Raw genomic sequence first — 12,493 nt, forward strand, 5'->3', positions numbered from 1 at the left:
TAGCCCTGGCTTTTGCACTCGGCGCGTGACAGCGCAGAGGGAAACCCCGCAGCCGGCGCCGTATCGGCAACGCTGCAGCGCAGCAGTGCGGTGGTTGCGCCAGCCTGTCGCTGCAGCGCCCTTGTCATCGACAGATTGACCGCCGGATCGCGACAGCTTGTCGTTGGTGCCTACCGCGTAACGATGCGGGAAAGTCCCAGGGGCCTGCTCGGATGATGTCGGCGCCCCGCCACGTGCTGCGGCCCGCTCACGGCCCGCCGCTCAGCGATTGAGCACGCGCCGCGCCAGGTAGGACAGCGCGTCGACCAGTGCCACCAGCCCGATCATCGCGATCAGCACGGTGCAGCTCTCGCGCATGTGGAACAGCCCGAGGTGGTAGTACAGCATCTGACCCAGCCCGCCGGCGCCCACCACGCCCAGCACCGCCGCGGCGCGGATGTTGTTCTCCCAGCGGTACAGCGAGTACGACAGCAGTTGCGGCCCGATCTGCGGCAGCGTCGCGTACAGGAAGACGCGCAGCCGGTCGACGCCCCGCAGTCGCAGCGCGAAGGCCGGCTCGGGCGCGGCGTTCTCGATGCTCTCGGCGAACAGCCGCCCCAGCACGCCGGTGGTGTGCAGCGCCAGCGCCAGCGTGCCGGGGAACGGCCCCAGGCCGGCGGCGATCAGCAGCAGCGAGGCCCACACCAGCTCGGGCACGGAGCGCAGCGCGTTGAGCAGCGTGCGGGTCAGACCGCGCAACGCTCGCGTGCCGGCAGGGCCGCTGGCACTGGCGGGCAGTGCCAGCGCCAGGCCGAACAGCACGGCGAGCGCGGTGCCCACCAGGCTCATCGCCAGCGTCTCCAGCGTCGCGCCCAGCGTCTTGCGCAGGAAGGCGGCCGAACCCTGGGGCGGGAAGAAGCTGGCGGCGAAGCTGCCCATCTTGCCGAGCGCCTCCAGCGAGAGGAAATCGGCCCAGCGAAGATCGAGGGAAGCAAAACTGGCGACGACCAGCACGCCCACGCCGAGCGCGATCCATGCAGCACGGCGGCGCGACGGCGGTGCCGCAAGGTCGGACGACGATGATGCGGTGCTGGCCACGCGGCTACTCCATCGCGCGCCGCAGCGCGGCGCTGACGCGGTCCGACAGCGCAACCAGCGCGATGAACACCAGCAGGATGCTGCTCACCTCCGCGCCGGCGAACATCTTCGTCGCGTTGTCGAGCTCCTGCCCCAGGCCGCCGGCACCCACGAAGCCCAGCACCACCGACGAGCGGATCGCGCACTCCCAGCGGTAGACGGTGTAGCTCACCAGTTCCGGGCCGCACTGCGGCAGCGTGCCGAACAGCAGCGCCTGCAGCCGCCCGCTGCCGTTGCGCAGCAGCGCCTCGGTCGTGCTCGGGTCGGCGCTCTCCAGGATCTCGGCATAGACCTTGCCCAGCATGCCGCCGTAGGCGATGCCGATCGCCAGCACGCCGGCCGTCGGCCCCAGCCCGACCACGCGCACGAACAACAGCGCCCACACCAGTTCGGGCACCGAGCGCAGCACGATGGTGGTCCAGCGCAGGCCCTGGCGCAGCAGCGCCGGCCCGGTGGCCATGCGCGAGGCCAGCGCGCTGACCGACAGCCGCGCCGTCGAGCCCAGCGCCAGCGGCACCGCGATGCACCACGCGATCGTGAGCCCGGCGGTGGCGATGGCCACGGTGCGCCAGGTCTCGCGCAGCAACAGGCGCAGGAACTCTGCGTCCGCGCGAGGTGGCACGAACTGCACCAGGAAGCCCAGCGTCGAACGCAGGCTGCGCTGGTCGAACACGGTCCAGGGCCTGAACTCGGTCAGCACCAGCAGCGGCCAGCACAGCACCAGCGCGACCAGCAGCGCACCCCAGCGGCGCAGCAGCGCCGGATCGCGCGCTGACGCCGCGGCGGGCAGCGGCAAGGCCGACGGTCGAGCCGGGCTCCGCATCGCGCCAGGCACCGGGCTCAGCGGCACATGGCCTGCGGCAGCGCGGCCGCCGCTGCCGGCGGTGGCATGGCCGGCGGCAGCGGCGCGGCGACCTCCGGCGAGTCGCTGCCGTAGAGCTCGCGCACCTGCTCGTCATCCAGGTCGCCGGCCGGTCCGTCGTACACCACGACGCCGTCGCGCAGCGCCACGATGCGCGGGAAGCGGCGTCGCGCCACCTCCACCTGGTGGAGCGAGCACACCAGCGTTCGCCCGGTCTCGCGCGCTGCATCGATGAGCCGCGCAATGGCCAGCTCCGAGCGCGCCGGGTCCAGCGCCGACAGCGGTTCGTCGACCAGCCACAGCGCGGCGTCCGACACCAGCAGCCGCGCCAGGCCGACGCGCTGGCGCTCGCCGCCCGACAGCCGGTCGACCCGCTGCCACAGCGTGTGCTCGAGGTCGAGCGCCGCCAGGGCCGCGCGTGCCAGCGGCGCCTCGCGCGGATGCCACAGCGTGCGCAGGCTGGCCCACAGCGACTGCGCGGGCAGGCGCCCCGCCAGCACCGCGGTGACCACGCGCTGGCGCGGCGGCAGCGGCGGCACCTGCGGCGCCAGGCACAGCCGCGCGCGCAGGCGCTGCCGTTCGCCGGACGAAGCACCGCGCCACGGTGCCAAGCCGAACAGCGACACCTCGCCCTGCAGCGGCGGCAGCGCGCAGGCCAGCAGCTGCAGCAGCGTCGTCTTGCCGGACCCCGAGGCGCCGATCACCGCCACTTGCTCGCCCGGCATCAGCCGCAGGTCGACGCCACGCAGCACCGCCACGGCCGACATCGGCGCGGCGGCAGCGTGCACGCGGCACAGCTCGGCCGTCGCCGGCCCGGCCGGTGCGGCGGGCTCGGTGTCGATCACTTCAGCAGTCCGGCGTTCTCGGCAGCGGCCCGGATGCCGATGTAGTTGGAGGCCTGGGTGGGCACGAAGCGCGTGGCGCGTTGCAGGCCGAGGATCTCCTTGCCCTGCGGCGTGTTCGCATCGAGCGCCAGGAAGGCCTGCTGCAGCTTGTTGCGCAGCTCGACCGGCATGTCGGCATGCACGGTCCAGTTGTAGTCGTAGTAGCCGGGCGTGGTGAAGAACACCTTCACCTGGGCCGGGTCGACCTTCTTCTCGGCAACGAACTTCTCCCACACCGAGATGTTCAGCGCCCCCGCGTCGACCTTGCCACTGGCCACCGCTGCGATGGTGGCGTCGTGCGCGCCGGAGAAGCTCACGCGCTTGAGGTCGGCGTCGGGGTCGATCTTCGCGGCCAGCAGGAAGCTGCGCGGCATGAGGTGGCCCGAGGTGCTGGACTGCGAGCCGAAGCTCAGCGTGCGGCCCTTCAGGTCCTCCAGCTTCGCGATGCCGCTGCCGGCGTCGGTGATGAAGACCGAGCGGAACTTCTCGTCCTCCTCGCGCTGCACCAGCGGAATCACCTTGCCGCCCGAGCGCACGCTGGCCTGCACGAAGGTGAAACCGCCGAACCAGGCCAGGTCGATCTTCTTGTTGACCAGCGTCTCCACCGCGGCGGCGTAGTCGGTCACCGGCGTCCACTCGACCTTCATGCCCAGCTTGCTCTCCAGGTACTGGCCCAGCGGCGCGAACTTGCGCGCCAGCTCGGTCGGCGACTCGTCGGGGATCGCGGTGACGCGCAGGACCGACTGCGCCTGGGCGCCGAGTGCCGCGAGGCCGAGCACCAGCGAAGACAGCAGGCGCGCCGCGCGGCCGGCAGAGAGAAGGCGGAACATCATGCTCGGAACTCCGTTTTCAGGGGTGCAGATGAGAACACAAACCGCCCCACGCCCGCCCATGGGTCGCCGGTCGGGCGGCGGGCGGCGCCGCAGCGGATATGCCACAGTCACAGCCGGTCCCCGCACGCAACGCCTCACTGCCCGATGCCCGCCAGCACTGCCCTCCCCGTTCCCGCTCCCGGACTCGACGCCTGGCCGCGCGCCTCGGTGCTGCTGGTCGACGACGAACAGGGCATGCGCAACTTCCTGGAGAAGACGCTGACGCCGCGCTGCGGCAACGTGCAGAGCGCCGCCAGCGCCGAGGAGGCCGACGCGCTGGTGCGCCGGCACCGCTTCGACCTGGTGATCCTCGACATCTCGCTGCCCGGCAAGAGCGGCCTCGCGTGGTTGCGCGAGCTGCGCGAGCAGGGCTACAGCGGCGAGGTGGTGCTGATCACTGCCTATGCCGACCTCGACACCGCGATCGAGGCGCTGCGCGTGGGCGCCTCGGACCTGATCCTCAAGCCCTTCCGCGTGACGCAGATCCTCAACGCGGTGAAGCACGGCCTCGACCGCACGCTGCTCAAGCGCGAGAACTGGGTGCTCAAGCACATGATCTCGCAGCGCGGCGAGGGCTTCGACGGCCTGGTGGGCAGCTCGCCGGCGATGCAGGACCTCAAGCGCGCACTGCAGCGCGCCGCGCCGGTGGCCAGCACCGTGCTGCTGTCGGGCGAATCGGGCACCGGCAAGGAGCTGGCGGCGATCGCGCTGCACCGCCACAGCCCGCGCGCGGCCGAGCCCTTCGTGCCGGTCAACTGCGCGAGCCTCGCGCCCGAGCGCATCGAGAGCGAGCTGTTCGGCCATGCCCAGGGCGCCTTCACCGGCGCGACGCATGGCCGCGACGGGCTGTTCTATTACGCCCAGGGCGGCACGCTGTTCCTCGACGAGATCGCCGAGCTGCCGCTGGCCCAGCAGGCCGCGCTGCTGCGCGTGCTGGAAGACCACCGCATCCGCCCGGTCGGCAGCGAGCAGCAGATCCCGGTCGACGTGCGCATCGTCGCGGCGACCAACCGGCGCCTGGCCGACGAGGTGGCGGCCGGGCGCTTCCGCAAGGACCTGTACTACCGCCTGCAGGTGGTCGAGATCGGCCTGCCGCCGCTGCGCGAGCACAAGGACGACATCGCCGAACTGGTGGCGCATTTCATCGCCACGCTGGCGCCCCATCTCGGCGTGGAGCCGATCGCGCTGAGCGCCACCGAGATGGCCTACCTGCAGCAGTACGACTGGCCGGGCAACGTGCGCGAGCTGCGCAACCTGGTGGAGCGCTCGATGATCCTGGGCGGGCTCAACGTGTCGGCGCTCTACCCCGGCGGCACCGCGCCGCGCACCGGCGCGAGCACCGGCCCGACCGACCTGCAGACGCTCGAGAAACAGCACATCCTCGCGGTGCTGGAGTCGGTGCAGGGCGACAAGACGCGCGCGGCCGAGTTGCTGGGCATCTCGCGCCGCACGCTGGAGCGTCGCTGCGCCGAGTGGCTTGTAGCGTGACTCCCCCCCGTTGCGGCTGCGCCGCTCCCCCCCAGGGGGGCGCCGCTGGCGGACCGGCGGAGCCGGATCCGCGGCGGCTGCTGGGCTTGGGCGGGCTCGTGCGGCGCACGTCGCACGGTGCTCCGAGGAACGGTTGACATGAGGTTCTATGAGCGCTTTCAGCGGCTGCCGATCCGCAGCAAGCTGCTGGCCATGGTGCTGCTGCCGCTGGTGGTGGTGCTGCCGCTGCTGGGCCTGTTGCTGCTGGTCTGGGGCAATGTCGCGCTGGACCGCCTGCTGATCACCAAGGTGCGCAGCGACCTCGCAGTGGCGCAGGGCTACTTCGAGCGTGTGCTCGGCGAGGTCGGCAGCAGCACCGCGGCGATGGCCGATTCCCAGGCGCTGCACCGTGCGCTCGGCGACAGCGCGGCGGCACCCGTCGATCCGGGCGTGTGGGTGGCCCTGCTGCAGGCCTTCAAGGCGCGCGAAGGGCTCGACTTCATCAACCTTCGCGCCCCCGACGGCACGCTGCTGGTCACCGACTTCGGCGCGGCGCCCGCCACCGACCGGCGTTCGCCCGCCTTCAGTGCCGCGACGACGGCCACCGTCGGCGTCCGCCCGCATGCCAGTGTCGAGGTGCTGCAGCCCGACGAGCTGGCACGGCTGGCGCCGGCGCTGCAGGACCGCGTCGTGGTGCCGCTGGTGAGCACGCGCAACGCCGCGCCCACCGACCGCACGCAGGAGGACCGCGCGATGGTGGTGCTGGCCACCGCGCCGGTGCGCGACGAGCGCGGCACGCTGCGCGGCCACGTGCAGGCCGGCGTGCTGCTGAACCGCAACCTGCCCTTCATCGACCACATCAACGAGATCGTCTACCCCGAAGGCGCCCTGCCCTTCGGCAGCCGCGGCACCGCGACGCTGTTTCTCGACGACGTGCGCATCAGCACCAACGTGCGGCTGTTCGGCGACGACCCCAAGAACCGCGCGATCGGCACCCGCGTGTCGCAGGCGGTGCGCGACACCGTGCTCGGCGGCGGCCAGCCCTGGCTGGACCGCGCCTTCGTCGTCAACGACTGGTACGTCTCGGGCTACCTGCCGTTGGCCGACGGCGCCGGCCGGCGCGTCGGCATGCTCTACGTCGGCTACCTGGAGCGGCCCTTCACCTGGCTGAAGTACGGCGTGCTGCTGAGCATCGGCGTGATCTTCTTCGCCGTGATGATCGGCGCGACCGTGGTGTCGCTGCGCTGGGCACGCAGCATCTTCAAGCCGCTGGAGCAGATGGCGCGCACCATGCAGCAGGTCGAGGCCGGCAAGCTCGACGCGCGCGTCGGCGCGGTCGGCCACCACCCCGACGAGATCGGCCGGCTGGCCGCGCACCTGGACCATCTGCTCGACGTGATCGACGACAAGACACGCGCGCTGCAGCGCTGGGGCGACGAGCTCGACCGCAAGGTGGTCGAGCGCACGCACGACCTGGAGCAGGCGCAGGCGCAGCTGCTGCGCTCGGAGAAGCTCGCCACCGTGGGCCAGCTCACCGCCAGCATCGCGCACGAGGTCAACAACCCGATCGCGGTGATCCAGGGCAACCTCGACCTGCTGCGCGAGCTGCTCGGGCCGCAGACGGCCGCCAAGGTCGACGCCGAGCTTCGGCTGGTGGACGAGCAGATCGAACGCATGCGGCTCATCGTCACGCAGCTGCTGCAGTTCGCACGCCCGAACGAGTACGCCGGCTACGTGGACAGCGTGCACGCGTCGCGCGCGCTCGACGACTCGCTGCTGCTGGTCGGGCCGCAGCTCGCGCGCACTCGCATCGCCGTGCAGCGCGACGAGCAGGCGACGGCCAGCGCCGCCATCAACCGCCAGGAGCTGCAGCAGGTGCTGCTCAACCTGCTGATCAACGCGCTGCACGCGATGCCCGACAGCGGCACGCTGGCACTGCGCACGCGCGACTGGCACGCCGCCGACGGCCGCGTGCAGGGCGTGCAGATCGACGTGGCCGACAGCGGCCCCGGGCTCGGACCGGAACTCGAGTCACGGCTGTTCCAGCCCTTCGTGACGACCAAGACCGACGGCACCGGCCTGGGCTTGTGGATCAGCCGCAGCCTGATCGAGCGCTACGGTGGCACGCTGACCGCGCGCAACCGGGACGACGGCCCGAGCGGTGCGGTTTTCAGCGTGCGGCTCTACAGCGAGCCGCCGGCGGCGACGCTCCCGGCCTGAGGCCCTAGTCGATCAGGTCGAAGCCCTGCGTCTCGACCTCGACGAAGGCGCGCAGGAAGCCGGCCACGGCACGGTAGAAGTCAGCGCGAGGGTGCGCCTCGATGGCGGAGCACAGTGCTTCGGCCCAGGTCTGCAGGTGGATGCGGAAGAAGCGCCGCTGCTGCTCCAGGTTGCAGATCTCCGGGTCGTCGCCGGCGATCAGGAAACGCATCACCTCGCACAGGCTGGCGATGTGGTCCTCGGTCTCGCTCACGCCGTCGGCGCGCTCCAGGCCCAGCGTGCGCAGGTCCGCGCGCAGTTCGACCAGCGGCCGGTCGTTCAGCGCCCCGGCCAGGTGGAAGGAGGCGTAGAGAAAGATCTCGGCCCGCCCGACACCGAGGAACAGTGCGTCGTATTCGGCGGCCACCGCGTCCGGCGGCACGCGCCGAGCTGCGGCCACCACCTCGCCCCAGGCCGGCTCGAGAAAGCCGCCCGGCGTGGGCGCCTCGGTGGGCGCCACGCGCAACTGCGCGTGGAAGGCGGCGTCGGGCGGAGCCACGAACAACTGCGCGAGCAGGCCGTAGATCTCGGCCCGGGCGAGTTCCTCGCGTTCGTCGGTCGGGGTGGCGAACTGGATCGGTTGCGGCTTCATCGGGGGGCGTTGCTCCTGTCGGCTACGCGGCTCAGAGGTCGGTGATCTTCACTTCGTTCGGGTTCGTGTGCAGGTCGATCACGCGGCAGTCGCCGCACATCTTCAGGCGCTCGAGCGCCGCGCCCTGGAACATCGAGTGGCCGGCCAGCTTCGTCAGCATGCCCTCGATCGCCTTCTGCGTGCCGAAGGGCTTGCCGCACTTCACGCAGGCCCAGGGCTGCATCTCGTGCAGCACGCGCGGCTGCTTGCGCGCCTTGCCGCCGTCGGCCAGCCACAGGCGCGGCACCAGCGCCAGCGCGTCCTCCGGGCAGGTGACGACGCACAGCCCGCACTGCACGCAGTTCTTCTCGGTGAAGCGCAGTTGCGGGCGCTCGGGGTTGTCGCCCAGCGCGCTCTCGGGGCAGGCGCCGACGCAGCTCAGGCACATCGTGCACTTGCCGGTGTCGATCTGCAGGCTGCCGAACGGCGACGCCGCCGGCAGCGCGATCGCCTCGGGTACCGGCCGCGCAGGCGCCTGCGCCAGCAGGTGGTCGAGCGCAAGATCGAGCGTTGCGCGCTTGTCGGCCTGCACCGCGAAGCCGGCCGGCTGCGCGACGGTCTGCGCCGGCTCGGCCTGCAGCGCGGCGTCGAGCGAGGCGACGTCGCGCGCCTCGATCAGCCGCAGGTGGCGGCCGCGGTAGCCCAGGCCGTCGAGCAGCGCCTGGCCCACGGCCATCTGGGCCGCCACCGCCGCGCGGTAGTCGGGCGCCTCCTCGTCGGTCATCAGCACCCAGACCTGCGAGGCGCCGTGGGCGATGGCCGCGAGCCACAGGTCGAGCCCGACCGACGCCGTGTGGAACACATCGACCGGGATCACGCGCACCGGCACGCCGCGGACTGCCGGCTCGGTGCGCGCCGCGCGACCGAGCGCGTCGATCAGCTGCACGCCGGCACCCTGGCTGTGCAGCAGCAGGGCCGCGTCGCCGGCCAGCTTGGGCCCGCCGGCCTGGCGGTAGGCGGTGAGCAGCGTGCGCAGCCGCCGGCCCTGGTGCGCCGGCGTGGGCGTGGCGTAGGTCAGCGCGCCGCTGGGGCAGACGGTGGTGCAGGCGCCGCAGCCCACGCACAGGTTGGGGTTGACGGCGATGCCGCCCTTCTCCGGCCCGTTCTCGCTGCGCCGGCTGCCGATGGCCTGAGCGGAGCACACGTCGATGCAGGCGGTGCAGCCTTCGCGTTCGTTGCGGCTGTGGGCGCAGAGCTTGTGCCTGTACTGGAAGAACTTGGGCTTCTCGAACTCGCCCACCAGCCCGCGCAGGCGCAGCACCGCGGACACGAGCTGGGCCTCGTCGGCCGCGTGGAAGTAGCCCTGGGGCGGCTGGTGCAGGCCGATCAGCGGCTCGGCCCCGAGATCGAGCACGAGGTCGAAGCGCTCGGTGGTCTCGCCCGGCGCGCGCTGGAAGTCGATCGCGCCGGCGGCATCGCAGACCTTCACGCAGTCGCGGTGGGCGCTGCACTTGGCCAGGTCGACCTGGTAGCTGAAGTCGATCGCGGACTCGGGGCAGGCCTCGACGCAGGCATTGCAGCGCGTGCACAGGTCCAGATCGATCGGGTTGGTCGAGGTCCAGGTCGCCTCGAAGGCGCCGAGCCAGCCGGTCAGCGCCGTCACCCGGCCCGCGGCGACCGGCAGGCTGCGCGCCTGCGGCAGCGTGCCGCCGGGCGCCGTGAGCAGCAGCGACACGTCGAGTGCGTCCTGCAGCAGCTGTGCGGCGCGCTGCGCCGCGTCGGCCGGGCCGACGATCAGGCAGCGCCCGGCCGAGCGGTAGCCGACGGTGGCGACCGGTTCAGGGTCGGGCAACTGGGCGGCCGCCAGCAGTGCGGCGAGCTTGGGTGTGAGCGTTGCAGGCCGTGCGCGCACGTCCTTCGACCAGCCGCCGGTCTCGCGCAGGTTGACGAAGCGGATCGGCCGCTCCTGCACGCCGGGCGCTCCCTCGGTCTCGGCGTTGAGCTCGAGGAACAGCCGCTGCTCCTGGGTGCAGGCGACCACCAGGTCCTCGCCCGATTTCGCGGCACGCTGGAACGCACCGGCCTCGCGGCGGCACAGCAGCGTGTGGACGACGTCGAGGCCGTCAGAGGCCGCCGGTCCCAGCGCGCGTTGCAGCGCCGGGCCGTCCAGCGGCATCGTCTGGTTGCAGTTGCAGATCAGGGTCTTCATTGGGGGCGTGGGGCACGGCGGCGACGGCGGGGGCCGGCGCGCCTGCGTCCTCGGCAGGGGGAAAGGTGGGTGGGGACGCATCGGCGACAAGCGCCGCGTCGGCAGAGTGGGCGGACGTGGCGGGCGCTTGCGCCGCAGCACGGGCTTGGGCTTCGGCCTCGGCCTGCGCTTCGGCCGCTTCTTCGGCGGCGAACAGGCCCATGAACTTGGCCTGGTTCAGCTGGCGCAGCATGGCCATCGGGATCGGGTCGGGCTGGCTGTAGTCGTCGATGTAGATGTCGAGCCCGTCCATCACGTTGTAGTGCGGGTCGGTGAACAGCTTCTTGACGGCCGCGCGTTTGACATCCTCGTCGACGCCATGCGCGACGAAGCGCGACACCTCGTCGCCGGGCCGCAGTGCCGCCACGTCGTCCAGCGTCGGCAGGGGTTCGGTGGGCGCGTCGACCACCGGGTCGGCAGGCGAGGCCGGCACGACGGCGGGCGCCTCGACGACCGCGACGGGAGCGGCCGGCAGCGGCTCGTCCGGCGGCGGCCGGCCGCCCTTCACCGCGGCCTTGCGGCGCGACCAGCGCGACAGGAAACCGTCGTCGGCTTCGCTCATGAGCCTGCTCCGGCGCGGCAGCGCATGGCATTCATCGCTGCTCCGGCGGCAGAAAGGAGGCCGGGCGCTTGCGACGCTTCGGCTCGGGCCGGTAGTGCTCGTCGTTCCAGGCCTGCAGCCAGGCGGTCACGTCGGGCGGCAGTGGCAGGTTGTCGACGCGCTCCTGCGCGTCGAGCCAGCGGCCGGCCTCGTTGTACGACAGGCTGACGATCTCGGGCCAGGCCCGCGACGGTTCGTCGTCGGCGATGCGCCAGCTGACGAACCACACGGGCGCGCCCGAGCTCAGGTTGAGGTAGTAGCCCTCGCACTCGTCGGCGAACAGCTCGATGGTGAAGCCGGGGTGCAGCCAGCGCGCAAGGCGGCCGTCGTCGCGCAGCAGGCGGGGCGTGGTGCCGAACGCGCCGTCGTCGTCGCGCAGCACCTCGACGAGCCGGAAGCGCCAGTCTTCCCAGCGGTTGGGACTGGCCTCGCGCTCGATCACCACCGCCACGGTCACGGAGGGTCGCGCTGCCGGGCGATCGCTTCCGTCCATCCGTGTGCCGCCTCCGCTCAGGTGGTCTTGGAGATGCTGATCGTCGGGAACTTGGACGAATAGTCCTTGGCCTTCTCGGCGATCTTGATCGCGATCTTGCGGGCCACGCTCTTGTAGATGCCGGCGATGTCGCCATCCGGGTCGCTCACCACCGTGGGCCGGCCGGCATCGGCCTGCTCGCGGATCGACATGCTCAGCGGCAGGCCGCCGAGGTAGTCGACGCCGTACTCGGCGCTCATCTTCTGGCCGCCGTCGGCGCCGAAGATGTGTTCGGTGTGGCCGCAGTTCGAGCACACGTGCACCGCCATGTTCTCGACGATGCCGAGAATGGGCACGCCGACCTTCTCGAACATCTTCAGGCCCTTGCGGGCGTCGAGCAGCGCGATGTCCTGCGGCGTGGTGACGATCACCGCGCCGGTCAGCGGCACCTTCTGCGACAGCGTGAGCTGGATGTCGCCGGTGCCGGGCGGCATGTCGACGATCAGGTAGTCGAGCTCGCGCCAGTTGGTCTGGCGCAGCATCTGCTCCAGCGCCTGCGTGGCCATCGGGCCGCGCCAGATCATCGGGCTGTCGGCGTCGACCAGGAAACCGATCGACATGACCTGCACGCCGTAGTTCTCGAGCGGCTCCATGCTCTTGCCGTCGGCGCTCTCGGGCCGGCCCTCGATGCCCAGCATCATCGGCTGGCTGGGACCGTAGATGTCGGCGTCGAGCACACCCACGCTCGCGCCTTCGGCGGCCAGTGCCAGCGCCAGGTTGACGGCCGTGGTGCTCTTGCCCACCCCGCCCTTGCCCGAGGCCACCGCGACGATGTTCTTCACGCCGGGCAGCAACTGCACGCCGCGCTGCACCGCGTGCGACACGATCTTCACGCCGAGGTTCGCGCTGACGTTCTCGACGCCAGGCACGCCGCGCGCGGCGGCGATCAGCGCCTTGCGCAGCGCCGCGATCTGGCTCTTGGCCGGATAGCCCAGCTCGACGTCGAAGGCGACGTCGCCGCCTTCCACGCGCAGGTTCTTCAGCTGCTTCGTCGACACGAAGTCGCGTCCGGTGTTGGGGTCGATCACGCGCTTGAGCGCGTCGAGCACGGCGCCGTCGTTCGGAGACTGGGACATGGGTA

Annotated in this window: 11 protein-coding genes; 2 read left to right on the plus strand and 9 right to left on the minus strand. The window is 71.8% G+C overall.

All coding sequences use genetic code 11. From position 1 onward, the window contains the following. Positions 1-261: 261 nt before the first annotated feature. The 4 genes from phnE to ASC67_RS15010 form a co-directional block, all read right to left on the minus strand. Complete coding sequence (gene phnE / locus ASC67_RS14995) at positions 262-1,077, minus strand: phosphonate ABC transporter, permease protein PhnE (protein WP_056322697.1); 816 nt, start codon at positions 1,075-1,077, stop codon at positions 262-264. Between the two features lie 4 nt (positions 1,078-1,081). After that, entirely contained in the window at positions 1,082-1,939 is an 858-nt protein-coding gene (locus ASC67_RS15000) for an ABC transporter permease (protein ID WP_056323182.1), read from the minus strand. 17 nt (positions 1,940-1,956) lie between these two features. Beyond that, positions 1,957-2,745, minus strand: a complete 789-nt coding sequence (locus tag ASC67_RS15005; RefSeq protein WP_056323191.1) for a phosphonate ABC transporter ATP-binding protein — start codon at positions 2,743-2,745, stop codon at positions 1,957-1,959. A 74-nt stretch (positions 2,746-2,819) separates the two neighbouring features. Further along, a complete protein-coding gene (locus ASC67_RS15010) occupies positions 2,820-3,695 on the minus strand; it encodes a putative selenate ABC transporter substrate-binding protein (RefSeq protein ID WP_056322701.1) in 876 nt (291 codons plus the stop codon). A 144-nt stretch (positions 3,696-3,839) separates the two neighbouring features. Between ASC67_RS15010 and ASC67_RS15015 the strand changes: the two genes are divergently transcribed. Beyond that, positions 3,840-5,222 (plus strand): sigma-54 dependent transcriptional regulator, encoded by a 1,383-nt coding sequence (locus ASC67_RS15015; RefSeq protein WP_056322705.1) that lies wholly within the window; start codon positions 3,840-3,842, stop codon positions 5,220-5,222. A 138-nt stretch (positions 5,223-5,360) separates the two neighbouring features. Further along, complete coding sequence (locus ASC67_RS15020) at positions 5,361-7,421, plus strand: cache domain-containing protein (protein WP_056322711.1); 2,061 nt, start codon at positions 5,361-5,363, stop codon at positions 7,419-7,421. Positions 7,422-7,425: 4 nt separating this feature from the next. Here ASC67_RS15020 and ASC67_RS15025 read toward each other — a convergent pair whose 3' ends face one another. From ASC67_RS15025 to apbC, 5 genes are read right to left on the minus strand one after another with little or no spacing between them, the layout of a single operon-like run. Continuing rightward, entirely contained in the window at positions 7,426-8,052 is a 627-nt protein-coding gene (locus tag ASC67_RS15025; protein WP_056322714.1) for a molecular chaperone, read from the minus strand. A 31-nt stretch (positions 8,053-8,083) separates the two neighbouring features. Beyond that, positions 8,084-10,240, minus strand: a complete 2,157-nt coding sequence (locus tag ASC67_RS15030; RefSeq protein ID WP_235566344.1) for a 4Fe-4S dicluster domain-containing protein — start codon at positions 10,238-10,240, stop codon at positions 8,084-8,086. Continuing rightward, the gene (locus tag ASC67_RS15035) at positions 10,155-10,841 is read right to left on the minus strand and encodes a DUF3306 domain-containing protein (RefSeq protein ID WP_056322722.1); all 687 of its coding nucleotides are present in this window, start codon (positions 10,839-10,841) and stop codon (positions 10,155-10,157) included. Before ASC67_RS15035 ends, ASC67_RS15030 begins: the two co-directional genes overlap by 86 nt. A gap of 31 nt (positions 10,842-10,872) precedes the next feature. Continuing rightward, positions 10,873-11,373: a DUF3305 domain-containing protein gene (locus ASC67_RS15040; protein WP_056322727.1), complete on the minus strand. Its 501-nt coding sequence runs from the start codon at positions 11,371-11,373 to the stop codon at positions 10,873-10,875. Positions 11,374-11,390: 17 nt separating this feature from the next. Then, positions 11,391-12,488, minus strand: coding sequence for an iron-sulfur cluster carrier protein ApbC (gene apbC / locus ASC67_RS15045; protein WP_056322731.1), 1,098 nt, complete (start codon positions 12,486-12,488; stop codon positions 11,391-11,393). Between the last annotated feature and the right edge of the window lie 5 nt (positions 12,489-12,493).

The sequence above is a fragment of the Methylibium sp. Root1272 genome (assembly GCF_001425905.1).
Lineage (GTDB): Bacteria > Pseudomonadota > Gammaproteobacteria > Burkholderiales > Burkholderiaceae_C > Methylibium.

Coding starts and splice junctions, on each gene's coding strand:
- ASC67_RS15000 (WP_056323182.1), bottom strand. CDS start 1,939: ATGCGGAGCCCGGCTCGACCGTCGGCCTTGCCGCTGCCCGCCGCGGCG.
- ASC67_RS15005 (WP_056323191.1), bottom strand. CDS start 2,745: ATGTCGGCCGTGGCGGTGCTGCGTGGCGTCGACCTGCGGCTGATGCCG.
- ASC67_RS15010 (WP_056322701.1), bottom strand. CDS start 3,695: ATGATGTTCCGCCTTCTCTCTGCCGGCCGCGCGGCGCGCCTGCTGTCT.
- ASC67_RS15015 (WP_056322705.1), top strand. CDS start 3,840: ATGCCCGCCAGCACTGCCCTCCCCGTTCCCGCTCCCGGACTCGACGCC.
- ASC67_RS15020 (WP_056322711.1), top strand. CDS start 5,361: ATGAGGTTCTATGAGCGCTTTCAGCGGCTGCCGATCCGCAGCAAGCTG.
- ASC67_RS15025 (WP_056322714.1), bottom strand. CDS start 8,052: ATGAAGCCGCAACCGATCCAGTTCGCCACCCCGACCGACGAACGCGAG.
- ASC67_RS15030 (WP_235566344.1), bottom strand. CDS start 10,240: ATGAAGACCCTGATCTGCAACTGCAACCAGACGATGCCGCTGGACGGC.
- ASC67_RS15035 (WP_056322722.1), bottom strand. CDS start 10,841: ATGAGCGAAGCCGACGACGGTTTCCTGTCGCGCTGGTCGCGCCGCAAG.
- ASC67_RS15040 (WP_056322727.1), bottom strand. CDS start 11,373: ATGGACGGAAGCGATCGCCCGGCAGCGCGACCCTCCGTGACCGTGGCG.
- apbC (WP_056322731.1), bottom strand. CDS start 12,488: ATGTCCCAGTCTCCGAACGACGGCGCCGTGCTCGACGCGCTCAAGCGC.